The 21,499-nt window shown below is 73.5% G+C and carries 18 protein-coding genes and 1 pseudogene; 11 read left to right on the top strand and 8 right to left on the bottom strand.

Going from position 1 to position 21,499, the window contains the following annotated elements; translation table 11 throughout:
• Positions 1 to 173: 173 nt before the first annotated feature.
• Both ACWC94_RS26840 and ACWC94_RS26835 read right to left on the bottom strand, forming a co-directional pair.
• Positions 174 to 1,181, bottom strand: coding sequence for an Lrp/AsnC family transcriptional regulator (locus tag ACWC94_RS26840; RefSeq protein WP_450799615.1), 1,008 nt, complete (start codon positions 1,179 to 1,181; stop codon positions 174 to 176).
• Positions 1,182 to 1,219: 38 nt separating this feature from the next.
• Positions 1,220 to 1,675: a tellurite resistance TerB family protein gene (locus ACWC94_RS26835; RefSeq protein ID WP_450799614.1), complete on the bottom strand. Its 456-nt coding sequence runs from the start codon at positions 1,673 to 1,675 to the stop codon at positions 1,220 to 1,222.
• 165 nt (positions 1,676 to 1,840) lie between these two features.
• On the opposite strand from ACWC94_RS26835, the gene ACWC94_RS26830 reads away from it, so the two are divergent.
• Entirely contained in the window at positions 1,841 to 2,209 is a 369-nt protein-coding gene (locus tag ACWC94_RS26830; RefSeq protein ID WP_450799613.1) for an ArsR/SmtB family transcription factor, read from the top strand.
• Positions 2,210 to 2,213: 4 nt separating this feature from the next.
• Entirely contained in the window at positions 2,214 to 4,832 is a 2,619-nt protein-coding gene (locus tag ACWC94_RS26825; RefSeq protein WP_450799612.1) for an HAD-IC family P-type ATPase, read from the top strand.
• Between the two features lie 208 nt (positions 4,833 to 5,040).
• On the opposite strand, the gene ACWC94_RS26820 is transcribed toward ACWC94_RS26825, so the two are convergent.
• Positions 5,041 to 6,429 (bottom strand): MFS transporter, encoded by a 1,389-nt coding sequence (locus ACWC94_RS26820; RefSeq protein WP_450799611.1) that lies wholly within the window; start codon positions 6,427 to 6,429, stop codon positions 5,041 to 5,043.
• Between the two features lie 126 nt (positions 6,430 to 6,555).
• On the opposite strand from ACWC94_RS26820, the gene ACWC94_RS26815 reads away from it, so the two are divergent.
• Entirely contained in the window at positions 6,556 to 7,191 is a 636-nt protein-coding gene (locus ACWC94_RS26815) for a helix-turn-helix domain-containing protein (RefSeq protein WP_450799610.1), read from the top strand.
• A 140-nt stretch (positions 7,192 to 7,331) separates the two neighbouring features.
• Here ACWC94_RS26815 and ACWC94_RS26810 read toward each other — a convergent pair whose 3' ends face one another.
• Together ACWC94_RS26810 and ACWC94_RS26805 are read right to left on the bottom strand one after the other, a co-directional pair.
• Positions 7,332 to 7,784, bottom strand: coding sequence for a DUF6114 domain-containing protein (locus tag ACWC94_RS26810; protein WP_450799609.1), 453 nt, complete (start codon positions 7,782 to 7,784; stop codon positions 7,332 to 7,334).
• A gap of 5 nt (positions 7,785 to 7,789) precedes the next feature.
• Complete coding sequence (locus tag ACWC94_RS26805) at positions 7,790 to 8,485, bottom strand: DUF6230 family protein (RefSeq protein ID WP_450799682.1); 696 nt, start codon at positions 8,483 to 8,485, stop codon at positions 7,790 to 7,792.
• A 700-nt stretch (positions 8,486 to 9,185) separates the two neighbouring features.
• Here ACWC94_RS26805 and ACWC94_RS26800 point away from each other — a divergent pair.
• Positions 9,186 to 9,839, top strand: coding sequence for a Tat pathway signal sequence domain protein (locus tag ACWC94_RS26800; RefSeq protein WP_450799608.1), 654 nt, complete (start codon positions 9,186 to 9,188; stop codon positions 9,837 to 9,839).
• Between the two features lie 18 nt (positions 9,840 to 9,857).
• On the opposite strand, the gene ACWC94_RS26795 is transcribed toward ACWC94_RS26800, so the two are convergent.
• Complete coding sequence (locus tag ACWC94_RS26795) at positions 9,858 to 10,721, bottom strand: lytic polysaccharide monooxygenase (protein ID WP_450799607.1); 864 nt, start codon at positions 10,719 to 10,721, stop codon at positions 9,858 to 9,860.
• 502 nt (positions 10,722 to 11,223) lie between these two features.
• On the opposite strand from ACWC94_RS26795, the gene ACWC94_RS26790 reads away from it, so the two are divergent.
• On the top strand, positions 11,224 to 11,871 hold the full coding sequence (locus ACWC94_RS26790; protein WP_450799605.1) for a ScbR family autoregulator-binding transcription factor: 648 nt from the start codon (positions 11,224 to 11,226) through the stop codon (positions 11,869 to 11,871).
• Positions 11,872 to 11,893: 22 nt separating this feature from the next.
• Positions 11,894 to 13,093 carry a damage-control phosphatase ARMT1 family protein gene (locus tag ACWC94_RS26785; protein WP_450799604.1) on the top strand — a complete coding sequence of 400 codons (1,200 nt, stop codon included), beginning with the start codon at positions 11,894 to 11,896 and terminating at the stop codon, positions 13,091 to 13,093.
• A 26-nt stretch (positions 13,094 to 13,119) separates the two neighbouring features.
• Here ACWC94_RS26785 and ACWC94_RS26780 read toward each other — a convergent pair whose 3' ends face one another.
• Together ACWC94_RS26780 and ACWC94_RS26775 are read right to left on the bottom strand one after the other, a co-directional pair.
• Entirely contained in the window at positions 13,120 to 14,382 is a 1,263-nt protein-coding gene (locus tag ACWC94_RS26780; protein ID WP_450799603.1) for a cytochrome P450, read from the bottom strand.
• Between the two features lie 437 nt (positions 14,383 to 14,819).
• Positions 14,820 to 15,593, bottom strand: a pseudogene (locus ACWC94_RS26775) (alpha/beta fold hydrolase); the annotation flags it as partial.
• Positions 15,594 to 15,726: 133 nt separating this feature from the next.
• Here ACWC94_RS26775 and cyc2 point away from each other — a divergent pair.
• The 5 genes from cyc2 to ACWC94_RS26750 all read left to right on the top strand — a co-directional run bounded on the left by cyc2 (position 15,727) and on the right by ACWC94_RS26750 (position 21,405).
• Positions 15,727 to 17,907, top strand: a complete 2,181-nt coding sequence (gene cyc2, locus ACWC94_RS26770) for a germacradienol/geosmin synthase Cyc2 (RefSeq protein WP_450799602.1) — start codon at positions 15,727 to 15,729, stop codon at positions 17,905 to 17,907.
• A gap of 114 nt (positions 17,908 to 18,021) precedes the next feature.
• Positions 18,022 to 18,462, top strand: coding sequence for a hypothetical protein (locus tag ACWC94_RS26765; RefSeq protein ID WP_450799685.1), 441 nt, complete (start codon positions 18,022 to 18,024; stop codon positions 18,460 to 18,462).
• Between the two features lie 25 nt (positions 18,463 to 18,487).
• The gene (locus tag ACWC94_RS26760) at positions 18,488 to 19,057 is read left to right on the top strand and encodes a PDZ domain-containing protein (protein WP_450799681.1); all 570 of its coding nucleotides are present in this window, start codon (positions 18,488 to 18,490) and stop codon (positions 19,055 to 19,057) included.
• A gap of 220 nt (positions 19,058 to 19,277) precedes the next feature.
• Positions 19,278 to 20,405 (top strand): aminopeptidase P family protein, encoded by a 1,128-nt coding sequence (locus tag ACWC94_RS26755; protein WP_450799601.1) that lies wholly within the window; start codon positions 19,278 to 19,280, stop codon positions 20,403 to 20,405.
• A 64-nt stretch (positions 20,406 to 20,469) separates the two neighbouring features.
• On the top strand, positions 20,470 to 21,405 hold the full coding sequence (locus ACWC94_RS26750) for a phosphotransferase family protein (RefSeq protein WP_450799600.1): 936 nt from the start codon (positions 20,470 to 20,472) through the stop codon (positions 21,403 to 21,405).
• Positions 21,406 to 21,499: the final 94 nt, after the last annotated feature.

The following is a 21,499-nucleotide window of genomic DNA, read 5'->3' as shown; positions in this document are numbered from 1 at the left end:
GTACGTCCAGTACGCGGGTCCACGCCCGGCACGCCGAGAGCACGCACCTGACGCCGCCGGGCCGCCCTTCGGGCAACGACGGGAAGGTGACGACAGACCGTAGGCGGCACCGCGCCGAAGGGGCGCGGGGAACCGCGCGACCGGCTTCCGCGCATCCGCAGCCGCGTACGGTCTCAACCGGACCGACGGGCAGGCGTCGTCCCAAGGGGCCGCAGGCGGGCCAGATCCGTCAGCACCGGACTCGCCGCCTTGAGCGTGCGCAGCACCGGGCTGGTCTCCAGCGCGTCGATCTCCCGCAGCGCCCCCAGCCGCCCGGTGAGGTAGCGGTGCAGATCGGCAGGGTCGCGGCACAGGGCCTGGGCGACCAGGTTGGTGCGGCCGGTCGTCGCGGCCACGAAAGCCAGTTCGTCATGGCCGGCCAGCGCGCGGGCGACCTTCTCCTGGTCCGCCGGCCGCACCGACAGCCACAGCAGGGCCCGGGTCCGCACCCCGAAGAGCCCGGCGTCCACCTCCACGTCGAAGAACAGGGCGCCCGCCGCGCGCAGTTCGGCCAGCCGCCGGGCCACGGTCGCGGGTGACCAGCCGGTCACCCGGGCCAGCTCCCCCTGCCCGGCCCGGCCGTCCCGCTCCAGCGCCGCCAGCAACGCGTCGTCCTCCGGCCCCGGTTGCCGTACGCCCTGCGCGCTCTCCCGGTACTCCAGGGCCGCCCGCTGCCTCTCGTCCAGGGCCTGGGCGCTGCGCCGCCAGTTGGCGGGGCCGCCCAGGTAGGTGTGCAGCAGACAGTGCGCGGAGACGGCGGTGATGCCGCCGGTGCGCGGGACGTCGTGCAGCAGGAGGGAGCCGGGGGAGGCGTCCTCGGCCGGGGCGTGGATCACCGCCGTGATCTCGGTGCCCCCCGAAGTCAGCTTCACCCAGGACGTGTCCGGCCGCCGCACCAGGGCCGCGGCGATGTCCTGCGCCGAGCGTGCCGTCGCCGTCAGCCGGACCAGCCACTGGGCGCGGCCCGCCCGGTCCGGGTCGGCGAGGCCCACCACGCGCAGGCCGGCCTCTGTACGCAGCCGGCGGTAGCGGCGGGCCACGGTCTGCGCCGAGACCCCGAGCACTTCGGCGATGGTGCTGAACGGCGCCCGGCCGTCCAGGTGCAGGGCGTGGATGAGGGCACGGTCGAGATCGTCGAGCATGCCCCCCATCCTGCCCGCGGCGACAACGCCCGTACGGCTCAGAGGTCGAACTCGTGCGGCGGGAGGTCCAGCGTGTAGCACGCCTCGCGCACCACGGCCTGCTCCGTCTTGTCGAAGTCGCCGTCCGCACCGCCGATCACGATGCCGATCTGGATCACGGCCCGCGCCTCGGCCGGCTTCTTCTTCGCCTTGGCGATCTCCTGCAGCACGCTCACCTTGCCGAAGGCGAAGTCGGTCGTCAGCTTGCTCAGGTTCTCCTCGAAGCGGCGCCTGAGGTCGTCCGCCGGGAAGTTCTGCAACACCTCGTTCGTCGCGATGAGCTGGGCCACCCGCTGCCGCTCCGAAGGGTCCACCGTCCCGTCGGCGGCGGCCACGAGGGCGCACATCGCCATGCTCGCGTCGCGGAACGCGCCGCTCTTCAGGTCGTTCTTCCTCGCCACCAACTGCGTCTGCATCTGCGACGCGGACTCCTTGACGCGGTCCCACAGGGCCATGCGCACTCCTCGTGTCAACTGCCGGGTGCTGCCACGGCACACCGGCGCAACTTCTACAACACCGTAGAAACTCATGGGGCGGCCGGGAAGTTCCCGCCGACCTACACTGAGTCCCCGCACACGGACCGCACACGGACGACACCGAGGAAGCAGAGGAAGGCGACAGTGGCGACAGCGCCCGGCACCGGCCACCAGGACCCCTCCGCCGAGGTGCTCACCGAGGCGGCCGCCGCCTTCGGGCTGCTCGCCTCACCCGCCCGGCTGCACATCGTGTGGGCGCTGATCCACGGGGAGAGCGACGTCACCGGGCTCGCCGAGCGGGTCGGCGGCGCGCTGCCCGCCGTCAGCCAGCACCTGACCAAGCTGAAGCTCGCCGGACTCGTCCGCTCCCGACGCGAGGGCCGCCGCCAGGTGTACTTCGTGGACGCCGCCGGACAGGCGGCCGTCGTCGACGTCGTACGCCTGCTGGTCGGCCGGCTCACCGAACGGGACGCGGCCGCCACGGTCCCGGCCCGCCGCCTCTGCGGCCTCTGACCCGGTGTCCGGAACGCCCCTCCAGGTGCTGCGGCGCCTGGACACCGGCCCGCGCGGACTCACCGACGCCGAGGCCGCCGCCCGGCTCGCCGCCCACGGCGAGAACACCCCGCCCCGCCCACGCACCCCCTCCTGGCCCCGGCGCTGGCTGCGCGGCCTGCGCGACCCGTTCACCGCCGTACTGCTCGCGCTCGGCCTGGTCTCGGCGTTCGTCGCCTCCTGGGGCACCGCCACGGTGATCCTCGCCCTGGTCGCCGTCGGCTGCGCACTGCGCGCGGCCGGCGAGCGCCGCGCCGACCGCTCGCTCACCTCCTTGCGCGAACTGGTCGCCGGCACGGCCACCGTGCTGCGCCGCACCGACGACACCGCCGCACCGCGCGCCCTCGAGGTCCCGGTGACCGACCTGGTCCCCGGCGACGTCGTCCGGCTCGGCCCCGGCGACCTCGTCCCCGCCGACGTACGACTCCTGCGCAGCCGTGGGCTGACCGTGCGCCAGGACGCGCTCACCGGCGAGTCCGCGCCCGTGCCCAAGGCCGCCACCGACCTGCCGGAGCCCCGCAGCGAGTCCTTCCTGTGCTTCCAGGGCAGCGCGGTGGTGGCGGGCGGCGCGACCGCGGTCGTCGTGGCGACCGGGGCGCACACCCGGTTCGGCGCCGCCCAGCGGGCGCCCGAGCCGCGCGAGCCCAGCGCCCTCGACCGGGCCGTGCACGGCATCGCCTGGGTGCTGGTCCGGTTCGTGCTGCTCACCCCGCCGCTGGTGCTCATGGCGGGCGCGGCGCTGCGCGGCTGGGGCCTGCAGACACTGCCGTTCGCCGTCTCGGTGGCCGTGGGACTGACCCCCGAGATGCTTCCGGTGATCGTCACCACGTGCCTCGCGCGAAGTGCCGCCCTGCTGGCCCGCACCCGCCGGGTCGTCGTACGACGGCTGCCCGCGCTGCACGACCTCGGCGCGATCGACGTGCTGTGCGTGGACAAGACCGGCACCCTCACCCAGGACCGGCCGGTCGCCGCCCGCTCCCTCGGACCCGACGGCCGGGACGACCCGGAGGTGCTGCGCTGGGCGGCCGCCGGAGCCTGGTGGACCCTGCAACTCGCCGAACTGCCCGTCCCGGACGCCCTCGACGAGGCCCTGCTCGACGTCTCGGGAGCCGTGGGGGAGGAGTACGACGGTCTCGCCGCCCTGCCGGTCGCACCCGGCCGGCGCCTCGCGACCGCCGTCCTCGCCGCCCGGCCCGGCCGCCACCTGCTGGTCACCAAGGGAGCCGCCGAGGACGTCCTCGAGCGCTGCGCCCTGCCGGTCGGCGAGCGGCAGCGACTGCTGGCGCTGGCCGCACGCGAGGCGGACACCGGACAGCGCGTCCTGGCCGTCGCCACCGCCGAACGGCCCGCCCGCACCCGCCCGTACACGCCCGCCGACGAACGCGGGCTCACCTTCCGAGGCCTGGTCACCTTCCACGACGAACCCACCCCGGGCGCCGCCGACTCCCTGCGCGCCCTCACCGCCCTCGGCATCCGGATCCACGTCCTCACCGGCGACCATCCCGCGACGGCGACCCGTGTCTGCCGGGAACTGGGTCTGGAGGTCCGCGAGGTACACAGCGCCGGGGGCGGCGGGGCTTGGGGCGGTGTACGGGGGGCCGGGGGCGGCGCCGAGCCGTTCGCGGCCGAGGCGTTCGCGATCGGGCCGTTCCCGGTCGAGTCGGCGGTCGAGGCCGTAGGAGGGCCGGCGGTCGAAGCAGACGGAGGGTTCCCGGTCGGGGCCACCACGGTGGTGGCCCGCTGTACCCCCGAGCACAAGGCCCGGGTCGTCGCGGGGCTGCGTGCTGCCGGACACACCGTCGGCTTTCTCGGGGACGGCGTCAACGACGTCCCCGCGCTGCTCGCCGCCGACGTCGGCATCGCGCCGCGCGGAGCCGTCGCGTCGGCCCGGGAGAGCGCCGACGTCGTGCTCGCCGAGAAGGACCTCACCGCCATCGGACACGCCGTCACCGCCGGCCGGCGCAGCAGCGCCAACATCGCCGCCTATCTGCGCGTGACCCTCTCCTCCAACCTCGGCAACGTCCTCGCCATGCTCGCCGCCGGACTGGCGCTGCCCTTCCTGCCGATGCTCCCGGTCCAGGTGCTCGCGCAGAACCTGTGCTTCGACGCCGCCCAGCTCGCCTTCGCCCACGACCGCCCCGCCCCGCACGAGCTGCGCCGGCCCACCGTGCTGCGGCCACCGGCCTTCCTGCGGTTCATCACCGGCTTCGGCGTGCTCAACGCGGTCGCCGACCTCGCCACCTTCGGCGTCCTCGCGCTCGCCCTGGACGGCCCCGACGCCCTGGACGACCAGGCCGTGTTCCACTCCGCCTGGTTCACCGAGAACCTGCTCACCCAGGCGCTGGTCATGCTGCTCCTGCGTGACGGCCGGGGCCTCGCCCGCGGCGGCCGGCCCGGTCCCGTCGGCGGGGCCGCCGCCCTCCTCGCCGTCGTCGGACTCGCCGTCCCTCCCGGTCCGCTGGGCGCCGCACTCGGCATGACCGCCCTGCCCGCCGCGTACCACCTGCTGCTCGCCGCCGTTCTCGGCCTGTACGCCCTGGCTCTCACCGCGGCGAGAATCCGCCACACGCGGCGCGGGCGGTGAGTTCGGGTCCCCCGAGCAGGGGCGCTCGTGCTCCGGAAGGGACTCGGTCCCGGGCACCGGTTGATCACCGCCGTCGAGTTCCTCGTCCCGTCCGGTTCCCGGAAGCCCCGGCCACCGCGCGGGCGCTGGGCCAGTCCATGCGCGTCCTCAGGAGCGAGGCGGCGGCGCGCGTCGACGGGCAACGGCGCGTTGCGGCGCGTCACGGGGCTCACCGCGCCTGCGGGGAGGCGGGGCCCGTGGCGGCCTCCTTCGGCCGTGCCGCGCGGGCGACGAGGAGGAGCAGTACGCCACAGGTGGCGACCAGGATCCAGCCCGGGCGGGACGCGTGCGCGAGCCCCGTCGGGCCGGCGCCCGTGACCAGGCCGCCGGCGAGGGCGATGCCGAGGGCGGAACCGAGTTGCCGTGCGGTGGAGGTGATCGCCCCGGCCACGCCGGCACGGGCGGGTGGCAGTCCGTTGACCGCGGTGTTGGTGATCGGGGCGTTGGCGAAGCCGAACCCGATGCCGATGAGCGAGTAGGCGGCCAGCAGCAGGAGCACACTCGTGTGCGGGGTGAGCCGGACCAGGCAGAGCCCGCCGACCGTGATGAAACCGCCGGCGAGGAGCAGCGGCAGCCGCGGTCCCGTGCGGCCGACCATGCGGCCGGACCAGGGGGCACAGAGGGTCGCTCCGACGGCCAGGGGCAAGGTGGCCACCCCCACGGCCAGCGGCGTCCATCCCCGGGTGTGCTGCAGGTAGAGGGTGTTCAGCAGCAGCGTCATGTTCAGGGCGACGAAGACCGCCACCGCGCCGACCACGGCACCGCTGAAGACCGGGCGTCCGAAGAGCCGCAGATCCATCAGCGGCTCGCCTCGGCGGGACTCGACCCGCGCGAATCCGGCTGTCGCCACCGCAGCCCCCGCGTATCCCGCCAGTGCCGCAGGCGACGTCCAGCCGATGCGCGGCCCTTCGATCAGGACGCCGACCACGACGGCGAGGACCATGGTCAGCAGGACCTGGCCGGGCAGGTCGAGCCGCCGGGCCCGCGGTGCCCGGGACTCCGGCACGAACACCGCACTGAGGAGCAGAGCGGCCGCGATGACGGGTGCGTTGATCCAGAACAGCGCCCGCCAGTCGAGCCCTGCGAGCAACGCGCCGCCCGTGACGGGTCCGGCGGCCATGCTCAGTCCGAACACCGACGCCCAGATGCCGATCGCCTGCGCCCGTTCCTTCGGGTCGGGCATCGCGTTGACCACGATCGCGAGCGCCACGGGGCTGAGCATCGAGGCGCCGATGCCCTGCAGGGTGCGGGCCGCGACGAGTACGCCCGCCGACGGGGCGAGCGCGCAGACCAGTGAGGCCGCGCCGAACACGGCCAGCCCGCACTGGAACACCCGGCGGCGTCCGAAGCGGTCCGCCAGTGCGCCGGAGGAGATCAGGAGACTGGCCAGGACGAGGGTGTAGGCGTCCACGATCCATTCGAGACCGCGCGTGTCGACGTCCAGGCCGCGCCCGATGGCCGGCAGACCCACATTGACGATGGTGGTGTCCAGGCCCACCAGGAACATGCTCAGGCAGCAGACGGCCAGTACCGTCCAGCGTCTGCGCGCACTCAGCACGGGTTGAACAGGGTGTGTCGTCGCGGTCACGGTCTACCTCTGATGTCCGGGAACAATGCCCGGCAAGCCTCGGCCCGGGCGACGGCCGCGGCCCATCAGTTTTGCGAACACTGCAAAACTGGACCCATGAACACAGGATCCGGGGACGCAGAGCTGGAGCAGATCCTCGATGGCATCGGGCCCCGGCTGCGCCGGCTGCGCAGGGAACGGGGACTCACGCTCGAGGCGCTCGCGGCCACGACCGGGATCTCGGTCAGCACACTGTCCCGGGTGGAGTCGGGCAAGCGGCGCCCGACTCTGGACCTGCTCATCCCGCTGGCACGGGCGCACCGCGTGGCACTCGACCAGCTGGTGGCGGCGCCGGCCAGCGGTGACCCTCGGGTGCACCTGCGGCCCCTGCGCAAGGAGCGCGGGAGCGTTCTCGTGCCCCTGACGCAGTACCCGGGCCGAGTACAGGTCTTCAAGCAGGTGCTGGCACCCCGCCGGCCGGAACTGGTCACCCACGAGGGCTACGAATGGCTCTACGTCCTCGCCGGTCGGCTGCGCCTCGTGCTCGGCGCGCGGGACTTCACGCTGCGGCCCGGCGAAGTGGCCGAGTTCGACACCACCGAGCCCCACTGGTTCGGCCCCGCGGACACGAGCGCGGTGGAGATCCTGCACCTGTTCGGTCCACGAGGAGACCAAGCCATCGTCCGGGCCGGACCGTCCACAGCCGATCCCGCCCCGCCGACCACCCCGAACCCACCGTCGACCACGTCATGACCGGCAGGACTCCATCAGCCCGGGGAGCGTGGCCCCGGCCGCTCCCTTGCGGAGGTGACTGCCGTAACGGCATCGCGCAACGGCGGCTCCCGTCCCCTCGCACCGTGGGGGTGCCGTCGTCCTCCGTCCCTCCCGCCCCCTCAGGCCGCCGTGCCCTCCGCCCCCTCCGCCGCCGCAGCCGCCCTCGCCTGCTTGTGCTTTCGGCGTGTGCGGCGGCTGACGCGTGGCTGCTGGTCGGGGAGCCAGCCGAAGGTGAGGCAGCTGCCGGTGATGCCCAGCAGGAGGCCGACGAAGAAGCCGCCGAGGTTGGAGGTGACCCAGGTGCCGAGGGAGACCAGGACGCCGGTGACGGAGTAGAACAGCCGCTGCGCGGGGTTGAAGAGGATCAGCAGACCCAGCAGCGCCATCAGCGTCGGCAGCAGGTATCCGGCCAGCCCCTGCATACCGATGTGCATCACGACCTTCAGTGAGGCCTTCTCGGTGAGCAGGATCTCCCCGCCGGCCAGGGCGAGCAGCAGCCCGCCCCAGAACGGCCGACGGGACCGCCAGCCACGGAAGGCCGCCCGTGCTCCCCGACGTGGACGGCCGGTCACCGCGGTCAGCAACCCGAGCCGCTGAAGCGCAGCTTGAGGCCGGGGAGCTTGAACACCCCTGCCGTGGTCGCGTAGTTGGTCTGCCGCAGGTTCCCGATGTGCACGGTGTCGGCCTGCTGGCTGAAGACCCCGATCGGACCCTTCGCGTTCGCCTTGTTCAGCGTGCTGGCGTCGTTGCCGATCTCGATGTTCCTGAACGCCGCGTTGCCGGACAGCTCGGTGGAGTCGGTGGTGAGGTCGCGCGCGACCACCTTGTCCGCACCGCCTCCCGCCGTGATCAGCAGATTGGTGCCGCCGAGGTCGACACTCTGGCACAGCTTGGTGAGCGTGGCCTTCTTGATCGCGGAGGTCACCACCAGCACCTGGCCGCCGCTGTCCCCGGCGTTCGGGCTGCCGTCCGCCATGTTGTCGAGGCCGCCGAACTGCTCGAAACCGGTTCCGTTGAGTTCCGTCGCGGTGACCGTGAACGGCATGCCGGAGATCGCGAACTGCACGCCCAGCGCCCCCTGCGCGGTGAGCACCGCGAGACCGGCAGCCACGAGCGTGGCGGGTACCGCCATCACCGCGGCCCGGCGGGCCCGGACCCGGCCCCGTCTCTCGGCGCCGGCGGGGGTCGCGGCCTGTTGTGCTTCGGACGGTGAACCGTTTCCCGGGTTCTCGGGTGTGCTGTCGGCGGACGGGACGTCCGGGGACGAGGCCATGTCTGCTCCCATGGGCATGGATCAATGCGGGTTGGGCTTCAGCGGCGCGGTGTCCTGGCGCGGACAGCGACTGCCGCGTACGCCTCCTCGCACCCCGGCGGAGCAAGGGCTTTCTCGTTACGCGGCAGTAGCCTGCGAGGAAGTTACCGCCGGTTACTTCGAGGGGTCAAGGGAGTTGTGAAAAAAGCGTGTCGGATGTGCGCGGGGGGCGACCGGGCGTCCCAACTGGCCCTGAACTCCTTGACGTTGACGTCTGATCAGGTCTACAAATTCCCCTGTTTCACGGATCCGTGGCGCCGGATCCGCCGAGCGGCACCGGCCGTGTCCCCGGCCGTCTCAGCCGACCGCTCACCTCAGCCCAGGGAAACCGTTCACATCGGTGCGGCTGCGCACGATCAATCCCCCTGGTCGTGCCCGGCCGTTCCCGGCTGTCGTCGGCTGTTCCCTGCCGGACCGGCCGAAGGCCTTCCCCCGGGCCTTCGGCCGGTGCCCGGGGCTCGGTCCGTTGCCCGGGCTGCCGCCGTCGCCGGTCCGTCGCGTACGGAGAAGGCGCCACGGCCCTGCGCCGGCGGCACCGCGCACACCACCCGCGCCACCCTTCACCGCGCCGATTCCACGACGCCCCCCTTCACCACGCCGCTTCCACGGCGCCACCCCCCACCCACCTCACCGGGACCCCACCCAGGAAAGAGGCACCCGCATGCGCACCCGATCCCTCCTCGCCCTCGCCGGCACCGCCACCGCACTCGCCCTCGCGGTGGCCGCCCCCGCCTCCGCCGACGGCAGCGCCGTCCTCACCGCCGGCAGTGCGGGCGGCGCCGCCGTGGCGACCGGCGACACCCTCACCGCGCCCCTGGCCTCCGGCACGTCCGCCACGCTCTACTCCAGTGCGACCGGCACCAGCGGCGTCACGTGCAAGTCCTCCCAGTTCACCGCCACGGTCACCGGCAACCCGACCGCCCCCGGCACAGCCACCGAGTCCGTCACCGGGCACACCTTCGACGCCGGCTCCTGCACCAGCAACGTCACCGGCGTCACCGGCGTGAGCAGCATCACCGTCGACCACCTGCCCTACACGGCGACCGTCGCCTCCGACGGCACCCTCACCGTGTCGCCGGCCGCCGGCTCCACCATCCAGACCACGGTCAAGCTGCGCACCCTGCTGGGCACCATCACCTGCGTCTACCAGGCGCCCGGTCTGACCGGGAAGACCGACAACAGCGACAGCAGCATCGGCTTCACCAACCAGCAGTTCACCAAGGCCTCCGGGTCGTCGCTGTGTTTCGCGAACGGTTACTTCACCGCCAAGTACGCGCCCGTGACGGACGGCGGCGCCCGGGTCTACGTCAACTGACCTGCAGCCAGGTCGAGTTCACCGGCGCCTGAGCCGTACTGCGAGCGTGGCGCCCCCGGTGAGCACCAGCACCGCGGCGGCGCCGCCCGTCAGTACGGGCGCCGAGAGGCCAAAGCCCGCCCGCGCGCCCTCCGCCGCCGGTGTGCCGGCGGCGGAGGGCGCCGGACGTGCCGTCTTCACCGGCGCCGCCTTCGCGTCCGCGTTCCCCGGCCCCTTCGCCCCCTTCTCTGCGAACACCACGTCGGAACACGAGTAGTAGGTGTCCGGCGTGCTGGTGTTCTGCCAGACGGTGTACAGGACCTGACGCCCCGTCCGGCCGGTGGGCAGCGTCGCATCGATGTGGTACGCCCCGTTGCGCAGGGGCGGATCGGTGACCTGGGCGAAGGGCCGCTCCGGCAGATCGGACCACCTGAGCGGTTTCCCCGGGTCGTAACCGGGCTTGGTGAGGTACAGCCGGAACGTCCCCGTGTGCGCGATCGTCGAGGCGTACGTCATCGTCAGTCTGCCGCCCGGCGTCAGCCGGGTCGCCGGCCAGTCCGGCCGGGCCAGGTCCAGGCCCCGGTACGCCGGCAGGTTCCCGCTGCACAGTCTGCCGTCCGGAATCACCTGCCGGTCACGGCCGTTCACCCCGGCCACGCGCAGGTTGTCCCACGCCGTGAACGGAGCGCCGTTCGCCGCGACCGCCGCCCGGCAGGCCGCCGAGCGGGTCGCCTCACCGCCCTCGGGGGAACAGGCGTAGACCCGGCTGACCGGGTCCGTGGGGGCTCCGTGGGCCCGGGCGGGCCCCGCCGCCCACGACAGGAGCAGGAGCGGGGCCGCGGCGGCGGCCGCCACGACACTCAGGCGGGCGGTCGTCCGGGGCGTCCGGGTCGTCCGAGTCATCCGGGACGTCTCCTCGGCGGCGCGGGAACAGGGTCTGCGGCGTCCAGTACGGCGGGGGCGTCCCGGGCGTTCAGCCGGACCGGCGCATCCACGTGCCGTGAACCGGTGGGTCCACGACCGTGAACCGGCGCATCGGTGATCCCCGGACCGGCGCATCGGTGAGTCAGGGGCGCGAAAGCACCGACCGGTTGGGATGTTTCGCGCCTGCTTCCAGACCCCGTTGAGGAGCCGGCCGTCGGCCTCGTATCGTGGCGATCATGGGTCCGGCACCCGCCGTCCCGCGGCTGTCGAAGACAGTCGGGCAACGAAGGGGAGGAACCGTTCTGGTCTCGTCCGCTCACGGATCGCCGGGGAACCGATCGCTGCCGGATCCGCCGGTGACACGTGTCGTGCCCTCGGCCCGCGCACCGGACTTCCGCCGCACATGGGTGAGTTATCGTGTGCAAGGGGTTAAAACAAACCGCATGTCCCGTTCGTACGAGTCGCGAGGAGGGGTCCCAGGATGGCGAGGCAGTTACGCGCCGAGCAGACCCGGACAACGATCATCACGGCCGCCGCCGATCTGTTCGACCGGCACGGCTACGAGTCCACCAGTCTGAGCGACATCGTCGCACACGCGAAGGTCACCAAGGGCGCCCTGTACTTCCACTTCGCCGCCAAGGAGGACCTCGCGCACGCCATACTCGAACTCAACGCCAGGGCCGCGCGGAAGCTCGTCGCCGAGGTCGACAGCCGCGGCTACTCCTCACTGGAGGCCCTGATGCGCACCACGTTCGGGGTCGCCCGGCTCGCCGTGGAGGACCCGGTGCCGCGCGCCGCGCTCCGCCTCGCCACCGCCGACGTCACCGTACCGCCGCCGCTTCGGCACCCGTTCACCGAGTGGCTCGACTTCGCGACCCGGAAGTTCACCGCGGCCGTCAGAGAGGCCGATGTGCACAGCGACCTCGACGTCGGAGTCGTCGCGCACTCCCTCGTCGCCTTCTTCGTCGGCACCCGCGTCGCCGGCCGCTCGCTCGAACCGGTCGGACGGCTTCCACGCCGGGTCGCCGAGATGTGGCACCTCCTGATCCGGGGTCTGGTCCCGGTGCACCGCCGCCCCCGCTACGTCACCCTCGCCACGCAGCTGGAGCGGGAGACCAGAACCGCCTGACGCCCGCGATACGGTGACGGACATGCCCGACACCCCGTTCGCGCCCGTGATCCTCGGCAACGAACCCGGCTCGTTCCCGCACAGCGTGCTGGCCGAACGCCACCCCGCGATCATCCGGCAGGTACGGGACGCCTTCCCGTACGGCCCCGGGCAGCACCGGGCGCTGGACGAGCTGCTGAAGAGCTGCACCCAGGGGACCGTCGAGCCGCTGCACGCCGATGCCCCGGACCGGGACCGGTGGCAGGAGTGGGGCCTGTCCGGCTGCGCCGGACGCTCCTGGTACGACGTGCCCTGGCTGTGGTCCGAGAGCTACTTCTACCGCCGGCTGCTCGACGCCGTCGGCTGGTTCGGCCCCGGCGCCTGGCAGGGCGTCGACCCCTTCCGCCCGTTCAAACGCGCCGAGCTCGACGCGCCGGAGACCGACGAGGAACTGGCCGCGCTGGACGTCCTGCCCGGCCTGCCCGAGCAGGAGCGGGCGCGCGCCCTGCTGCACGGCTCGCTGTGGGGCAACCGCGCCGACCTGGGCTTCCGGCTCTCCGCCGAGAGCGCCGAGAGCGCCGAGGGTGTCGGGAACCGGGCTCCGGTCCCGGCGCTGGTCGCCGACGACAGTGCGGCCCTGTGGTCGCTGCTGCCGCCCGGCGGCACGGCCACGCTCGTCCTGGTCGCCGACAACGCGGGCCGCGAACTCGTCCCGGACCTGCTACTGATCGCCCATCTCCTGGCCGAGGGCCGGGCTGCGCGGGCGGTGCTGCACGTCAAGCCGTACCCGTACTACGTCTCCGACGCCACGACCGCCGACGTCGTCGACGCGCTGCACCGGCTGCGCACCGCCTCCGGCGCGGCGGTCGAGTACGCGCGCGTGCTGTGGGCGGCGATGGGCGACGGCCGCCTCACCGTACGCGTCCACCCCTTCTCCTGCGCCCCGCTGCCGTATGCGGAGATGCCGGACGACCTGCGCGCCGAGTTCGCCGCGGCCACGCTGACCGTCTTCAAGGGCGACCTCAACTACCGGCGTCTGGTGGGCGACCGGCTGTGGCCGCCGACGACCCCCTTCCAGGAGACCACCGCCTACTTCCCCGGCCCGGTCGCCGCGCTGCGCACCCTGAAGTCCGACGTGATCACCGGCCTGTCCGCGGCGACCGATGCCGCACTGGGGGCCACCGAGGGCCGGCGCTGGCGGACCAGCGGCACGCACGCGCTGATCCAGGTCGACGTCAAGTGACCGTCTGACTCAAGTGACCGTCCGAGTCACGTGACATCCACCGGCAGCGACTTGACGCCGTTGATGAAGTTCGACACGAGGCGTCCGGCCGGTCCGGCGAGCCGCGGCCCGGGGAGCGCGCTCAGCACCTCCTCGTAGAGCAGCCGTAGCTGAAGCCGCGCGAAGTGGGCACCCAGGCACACGTGCGGGCCGTCGCCGAACGACACGTGCGGGTTGGGGGAGCGGGCCAGGTCGAGCCGGTCGGGACCGGTGAAGACCCGCTCGTCCCGGTTGGCCGAGGCGTGGAAGACCACGACCTTGTCACCGGCCCGGATCCGTCGCCCCGCCAGCTCGGTGTCCCGGACGGCGGTCCGGCGGAAGGTCAGCACGGGCGGATGCCAGCGCAGCAACTCCTCGACGGCGACGGGAAGTTCCGCCTGTCCCGCGCGCAGTGACCGGTACGCCTCGGGGTGCTCGGCCAGGGCGAGCAGCCCGCCGGGGGCCGCGCTGCGCACGGTGTCGTTGCCGGCGACGGTGAGCAGGAAGAAGAACATCTCCAGTTCGGTGCCGGTGAGTTCGGCGTCGGCCGCGAGGGTGCTCATGACGTCGTCCGCCGGGTGACGCCGCTTGTGTGCGGCCAGGTGACGCGCATAGGCGAACATGTCCTTCAACATCGCCGGGGAGCGCGGATCGACCGGCTTGCCGGCCTCGTCCAGCACCGGGGGACCGGCCTCGTCCGGGTCCTGGTAGCCGATGACCCGCTGCGTCCAGTGCAGCAGCAGCCGCCGGTCGCTGACCGGGACGCCCAGCAGATCCGCCAGGTTGAGCAGGGCGTACTCGTCGGTGACGCAGGCCACCAGATCGACCGTGCCGTCACCCTCCCGCGCCTGCCGCAGCGCCCCGGCGAGCAGGGTGCGTGCCCGCTCCCGGGCGAGCGTCGCGAACCGGTCGACCCGGCCCGGCGTGAACGCCCGGCTCACCAGTCGCCGCAGGCGCCCGTGGCGCGGCGGATCCTGATTGAGCATCATGCTGCGGATGAACGGCAGGTCCTCCGGGGCCGGGTCGCGGATCTGGGTCGCGCCGAGGTGGGAGGAGTACGTCGTGGCGTCCTTCAGCACCCGGACGACGTCCGCGTGCCGGGTCACCGCCCAGAACCCCGGTCCGGACGGCCAGCCGAGCACCTGCGGCTCCTCCTGCCAGGCGACCGGATGGTGGTCGCGCAGCACGCGGTAGTCGTCATGGGGCACACCGGCGGCGTACCGGCGCGGGTCGAACACATCGGGCACGGCCGGCACCTCACCCACCCTCACGCCACCCCGCCCCGCACCGCGGCACCGGCTCCCCGCCCCCCGGCAGCGCCCCGCTCCCCGCCCGCCGCCCCCGCACCGCCGACGCGCCGTACACCGGTTCGGTGATCTCCCGCGCCGGAGGGTTCCTTGCCGGTCCTGCGGGCTTCGCCGTCCGCGCGGCCTTCGCCGAGGGTGTGGCTTTCGCCGGTTCGGTGATCTCCGGCGCCGGAGGGGCCCGTGCGGGTCCTGTGGCCTTGGCCGTCCGCGTCCTCATTGCCGACGGCGCGCCCTTCGACGGTCCGGTCCCCTTCGCCGTCCGTGCGGCGTTCGCCGTCCGCGCGGCCTTGGCCCACCGCGTGACCTTCGCCGACCGAACGACCCTCCCCACCCCCGTGCCCTTCGCCGACCCCGTGGCCTTCGTCGACCCCGTGCCCCTCGCCGTTCGCGCCCCCCGCCGGTCCGGCGCCGTCCGCCCGGAGGAAGTCCTCCACCGTGCGGACGAGTTCCAGGGGGCACTCGTCCATCGCGTAGTGCCCGGCGGACGGCAATGTCACGAGTTCGGCGCGTGGGTACCAGGACATCCAGGTCTGCCGCACGACCTCGGGCGACAGGGCCGGGTCGAGTGCGCCGGCCACGGCCAGGGCGGGGACCCCGCTGCCCTCGACGTCGGCGTGGAAGTCCTCACCCGCCCACGAGTCCAGCCAGGCCCGGAACGCCTTCGCGTCGCTGCGCTCCAGCGAGCGGGCGACCATCCGGTCCAGCCAGGCGGTGGGGCGCCGGCCCCCGGTGGTGACGTCGATGATCGCGCGCCGGTTCTCCGGCCGGTGCGCGGCGTCCGTGAACAGCGCGGCCTGCTCGCCGGCCAGTGGCAGGCCCGAGGCGGGCACCGGGGAGACGCCGACGATCCGCCGCAACCGGTGCGGGGTGAGTGCGAGCAGCCGCTGTGCCACCGCTCCGCCCATGGAGTGCCCGAGGACCGAGAACCGCTCCCAGCCCAGCCGGTCGGCCAGCTCCACCAGGTCGGCGGCCGCCTCGGCCGTCGTGTACGCGCCCGCCGCGTCCCGGGCCTCGCCGTAGCCGCGCAGGTCGACGAGCGCGTACGTGAAGGCGGCGCGGTCGAGATCCGGCAGGACGGCCGCGTAGGCGGACCGGTCGGCGAACCAGCCGTGCACGGCGAACACCTTGTGGGCGCCGTCGCCGTGCACCTCATGGGGCAGCACGAAGGAGGTCATGCGCCTACCGTGGCCGGACCGCGGGGGCGCGGCAAGGGGGCCGGCCGCCGGGCGTTTCGCGGTGTTCACGCGATGGTGTGATCATGTCCCGGGCGGCGGATGGGTGCGGGGGGCCACGGGTAGGGCCCCGGCCATGACGCAGCCGTTCGAACTCCCGCACTTCTACATGCCGTATCCCGCGCGGCTCAACCCGCACCTCGACGAGGCGCGTGCCCACTCCACCGCGTGGGCGCGCGAGATGGGCATGCTGGAAGGTTCCGGGATCTGGGAGCAGGCCGACCTGGAGGCGCACGACTACGGACTCCTGTGCGCCTACACCCACCCCGACTGCGACGGACCGGCCCTCTCGCTGATCACCGACTGGTACGTGTGGGTGTTCTTCTTCGACGACCACTTCCTCGACATGTACAAGCGCACCCCGGACCGCGCCGCCGGCAAGGCCCACCTGGACCGCCTGCCGCTGTTCATGCCGCTCGACCCGGCAACCCCCGTGCCGCAGCCGGAGAACGCCGTCGAGGCCGGCCTGAAGGACCTGTGGGCGCGCACGGTGCCGGAGATGTCCGTGGACTGGCGCCGCCGCTTCTCCGTGGCCACCGAGCACCTGCTCAACGAGTCGATGTGGGAGCTGTCGAACATCAACGAGGGGCGGATCGCCAACCCCGTCGAGTACATCGAGATGCGCCGCAAGGTGGGCGGCGCCCCGTGGTCGGCCGGGCTCGTGGAGTACGCGACCGCGGAGGTGCCGGCCGCCGTCGCCGGCACCCGGCCGCTGCGCGTCCTGATGGAGACCTTCTCCGACGCCGTCCACCTGCGCAACGACCTCTTCTCCTACCAGCGCGAGGTCGAGGACGAGGGCGAGAACAGCAACGGCGTGCTCGTCCTGGAGACCTTCTTCGGCTGTACGACCCAGGAGGCCGCCGAGACCGTCAACGACATCCTCACCTCGCGTCTGCACCAGTTCGAGCACACCGCGCTCACCGAGGTCCCCGCCGTCGCCCTGGAGAAGGGCCTCACCCCGGCGGAGGCCGCCGCGATCGCCGCCTACACGAAGGGGCTGCAGGACTGGCAGTCCGGCGGTCAGGAATGGCACATGCGCTCCAGCCGCTACATGAACAAGGGCGCACGCCCCGGCTCGCCCTGGCAGCTCCCGAGCGGTCCCGGCACCTCGGCCGCCGACGTCGGCGTGCTCCTCGCCTCGGCCGCCCGGGAACGCCTGCGCGCCTACACCCATGTGCCCTACCAGAAGGTCGGCCCCTCCCCGCTGCCCGAGTTCCACATGCCCTACCGGCTCGGACTGAGCCCGCACCTCGACGCCGCCCGCCGCAACCTGGTCGCCTGGTCGCACCGCATGGGCATCCTGGAGGAAGGCGTCTGGGACGAGGACAGACTCGCCGCCGCCGACCTCGCGCTGTGCTCCGCCGGACTGGACCCGGACGCCACCCCCGAAGCCCTCGACCTCAGTGCCCAGTGGCTCGCCTGGGGGACGTACGGCGACGACTACTACCCGCTGGTCCACGGCCGCCGCCGCGACCTCGCCGCCGCCCGCCTGACCACGGCCCGGCTGTCGCGGTGCATGCCCGTGGAGGGCGGGCCGGTGCTCGTCCCGGTGGGTGCGTTGGAGCGGGGGCTCGTCGACCTGTGGACGCGTACGACGGCCGGGATGACCACCGACCAGCGGCGCACCCTGAAGGCGGCCGTGGACACGATGACCGAGAGCTGGGTGTGGGAGCTGTCCAACCAGCTGCAGAACCGCATCCCCGACCCGGTCGACTACCTGGAGATGCGGCGCGCCACCTTCGGCTCCGACCTCACCCTGAGCCTGTGCCGGATGGGCCACGGCCCCGCCGTCCCGCCGGAGGTGTACCGCAGCGGCCCGGTGCGCTCACTGGAGAACGCCGCCACCGACTACGCCTGTCTCCTCAACGACATCTTCTCGTACCAGAAGGAGATCGAGTACGACGGCGAGATCCACAACGCGGTCCTGGTGGTGCAGAACTTCTTCGGCGTCGACCAGCCGACGGCGCTCGGTGTCGTACACGACCTGACGACCCAGCGCATGCAGCAGTTCGAGCACGTCGTCGCACACGAACTGCCCGTGCTGTACGACGACTTCGCCCTGTCGGAACAGGCGCGGGCCGCCATGGACGACTATGTCCTCGACCTGCAGAACTGGCTCGCCGGGATCCTGAACTGGCACCGCGAGGCCGACCGCTACAAGGCCGAGTGGCTGGGCCGCCGTTCGCACGGTTTCCTGCCCGACCGCGCGCCCGCCGTGCCGGCCCTGTCGCTCGTACCGACCCTGTCGCTCGGCTGACGATCGCGGAATCTCCGCGTACGGAAGCGGGCATTCTGGAAACTTCGATGCATCCTCGGGAGTCCTGTGGAGTAAGGGGAACAACAGACCACGAACACACGGGGGTGTTCGGCCTTGACCGAGATCGTCGACAGGCTCACCGAGGAGACGGCGGCAGAGCGGGTACCCGCGGCGGACGAACTGACGCCGTACACGGCGCACGGCGCCCGGACGGGTGGCGGCGCCGACGGCCGGGCGGACAACGCCGTCGGACACGGCGGCCCGTACACCACGGTCCACGGCCGCATCTGGCCGTACGCCCGGGCGGACGCCGCCTGGTACCGCTTCCGGCTGGTCAACGCGTCGAACGCGCGCATCTTCGAACTCGTCCTGACCGATGCGGGCGGCAACCCGTGCCGAGGCCGCGCACCGGACAGGGAGCGGCGGCGGGGGTGGTCCGGATCTGGTGCGCGCGGTGTGGGGACCGCGGGTTTCCCAGGGAGTATGGCTACCCTCCGCCACCCTCCGGCCAGTCTCACTCGTTCGTGTCTCGTCGCGGCCCGCCGCCCCGGGTAGAGCACCAGCCGGAGGCGAGCGAACCATGGAACACACTGCGTTGCGTCCCAAGCCGATGCCCGGCCAGGACCCGCGGCAGGGCACCGGCACCCCCGTCCCGGCCCACCGCCCGCACGCCGCGCGCCGGCGCGGACGGCGGCTGCGGGCCGTGCTGTTCGGCCTGTGCACCGGCACCCTGCTGGTCCTGTCCGGCGTCGGCATCGGCACCGTCGGCGCCACGGTGATCGGCCTGAGCAGGCTCGCCGAGCTGCAGCGCCAGGCCCCGCCGGCCAGGCCGCCGGCCCGGGCCACCCCCGCCGCCACCCCGACCCCCGCTCCGGCCGCCACCCCCGGGGCGACCCTGGGCGTCGAGGCCGTCGACGCCGAGAAGGCGGGCGCACTGGTCGTGGGCGTGCACGTGCCCGGCCCCGGCTATGCGGCCGGCCTGATCCGCGGGGACGTCCTGCTGCGGTTCGGCTCCGTCCGCGTGGACACCGCCGCCGACCTCGCCCGGGCCGTCGCCCGCGCCCGGCCCGGCAAGCCGGTGCTCCTCACCGTGCGTCACACCCGCGGGGGTTACCAGCAGTTGACGGTCCTGCCGGGGCTGGTGGTCTGAGCGGGGCCGCCGCGGCCCCACCCCCCTCTCTCGGTCACCCCGGGAAACCCGCTGGTCACCATCCGCACCACGCGCCATGATGGCCCCATGCCGAGTCCCTTCCGCGCCCAGCGTGCCCCGCGGGGAGCACCGGCGATCGGCTCGCGTGACCCTGTCCGGCCGGGCAGGATGCTGCCCGAGACGCCGTCGCCCGTTTCCCCACCCGCGCCCGGAGGCCCGGATGACCGGTAGTACGCCCGCGCCCTTCACCGCCGCCGACTACAGGGCCCGCATGGAGCGCGCCGCGCGCTCCGCGGCCGACGCCGGCCTCGCGGGGCTGCTCGTGGCACCGGGGCCGGACATGGTCTGGCTCACCGGCTACACCCCCACCGCCGTCACCGAACGGCTCACCGCGCTGGTCCTCGTCCCCGGCCGGGACCCCGTCCTCGTCGTGCCGACCCTGGAGGCACCGGACGCCGAGCACGCGGCCGGCACATCCGCGCTCACCCTGCGCGACTGGACCGACGGCAAGGACCCCTACGCCGTCACCGCCGCGCTCCTCGACGGCCATGGCCGGTTCGGCATCAGTGACAACACCTGGGCCATGCACCTGCTGGGCCTGCAGCGGGCCCTGCCCGACACGTCCTACGCCTCTCTCACCGACGCCCTCCCCATGCTGCGCGCCGTCAAGGACGCCGCGGAACTGGAACTCCTCGCCGCCGCCGGAGCGGCTGCCGATGCAACGTTCGAGGAGATCCGCAAAGTTCCCTTCGCCGGCCGCCGCGAGTCCGACGTCGGCCACGACCTCGCCGCGCTGCTGCGCCGTTTCGGCCACTCCCAGGTCGACTTCACCATCGTCGGCTCCGGCCCCAACGGCGCCAACCCGCACCACGAGGTCGGCGACCGCGTCATCCAGCACGGCGACATGGTCGTACTGGACTTCGGCGGCCTGAAGGACGGCTACGGCTCCGACACCACCCGCACGGTCCACGTGGGCGAGCCCACCGAGGAGGAGCGCCGGGTGCACGATGTCGTCCGCGAGGCCCAGGAGGCGGGCTGCCGGGCCGTCCGTCCGGGAGTGGCCTGCCAGGAGGTCGACCGTGCCGCCCGCGCGGTGATCACCGACGCCGGGTACGGCGCGTACTTCATCCACCGCACCGGGCACGGCATCGGCGTCACCACGCACGAGCCGCCGTACATGATCGAGGGCGAGGAGCAGCCCCTCGTGCCCGGCATGTGCTTCTCCGTGGAACCCGGCATCTACCTGCCCGGCCGCTTCGGGGTGCGCATCGAGGACATCGTCACGGTGACCGGGGACGGCGGGCGCCGCCTCAACAACACCACGCGTGACATGGTCATAGTGGACTGAGGGACCACACGGCGACCCGGGGGACCCGCCCCCGACGACATCCAGGAACGGCGACGCGCGACCCATGACCCAGGCACCGACACCCACCGCGGACACCGTCCGCAGACTGGTCCGTTCGCTGCTCAAGGAGGGCGGCGACGGCACCGGGGGACCCGAAGTACGGCCCGTGACGGAGGGCCGCGCGCACACGTGGTGGGTCGGCACCCGCCATGTGCTGCGCCTCGCGCCCGACCGCGAGTCCTCCGCCGCCCGCCGCCGCGAACTGCGCCTGCGCGACCTGGTCCGCCCGCACGTGCCCGTCGCCGTGCCCACCAGCGTCGCGCACGGCGACTGGGCACCCGGCCTCGCCTACACCCTGGACACCAAGGTGCCCGGCGGTACGGCCGACGAGCACGACGTCTCCGCCGTCGGCGAGGCCGACCTCGCCGGGCTGCTCGCCGGGCTGCGCGCGGTGCCCGTACGGCAGGCCGAGGCCCTCGGCGTGTCGCGCACCGCCCCGCGCTCCCTGGAGGCGCTGCGCCGCATGGCCGTGCACGCCGCCGAACGGCTGGCCGCCGCCGACGAGTTCGACGCCGCCCGGCTGCACCAGCTGACCGCGCCCGGCGCGGCCCAGCTCGCCGCGCAGCCCGGCGCCGCCGTCCTCACCCACCACGGCCTGACCGGCGAGCACGTGGTGGTCAGCGCCGACGGGCGGGTCCGCGGCATCCTGGACTGGACCCAGGCGGCCTGGGGCGACCCCGCCGAGGACATCGCCGGGCTCGCCGTCGCCGTCGGCTCCCCGGCGGCCGTCCGAGCCGCCACCCTGGCCGGCTACGGCGCCCGCCCCTGCCTGCGCGGCCTGTGGCTCGCCCGCTGCGACACGGTCATCCGGCTCGCCGGCCACCTGGAAGGCCGCGCGGTGGGTTCCCTCCCCCTGCTCCGCACCCAGCTGCGCCGCGCCTGGGAGCCGATCCTCCTTGAGCGGTTGTCGGACTTCAAGGAGGAGGAACCGGAGCCGTAGCGCGCCCCGAAGGGGTCCGGGGCCGTATCGATGTGCGGTTCCGCCGCGTGGGCGCGACCGGCCACGACGCGGCCGCACGCTGCCCGGTGGGGTG

The organism is Streptomyces sp. NPDC001135, from assembly GCF_053598395.1.
The sequence above is the reverse complement of the archived record's forward strand: the minus strand, read 5'-3'. Positions and strand labels throughout refer to the sequence as shown.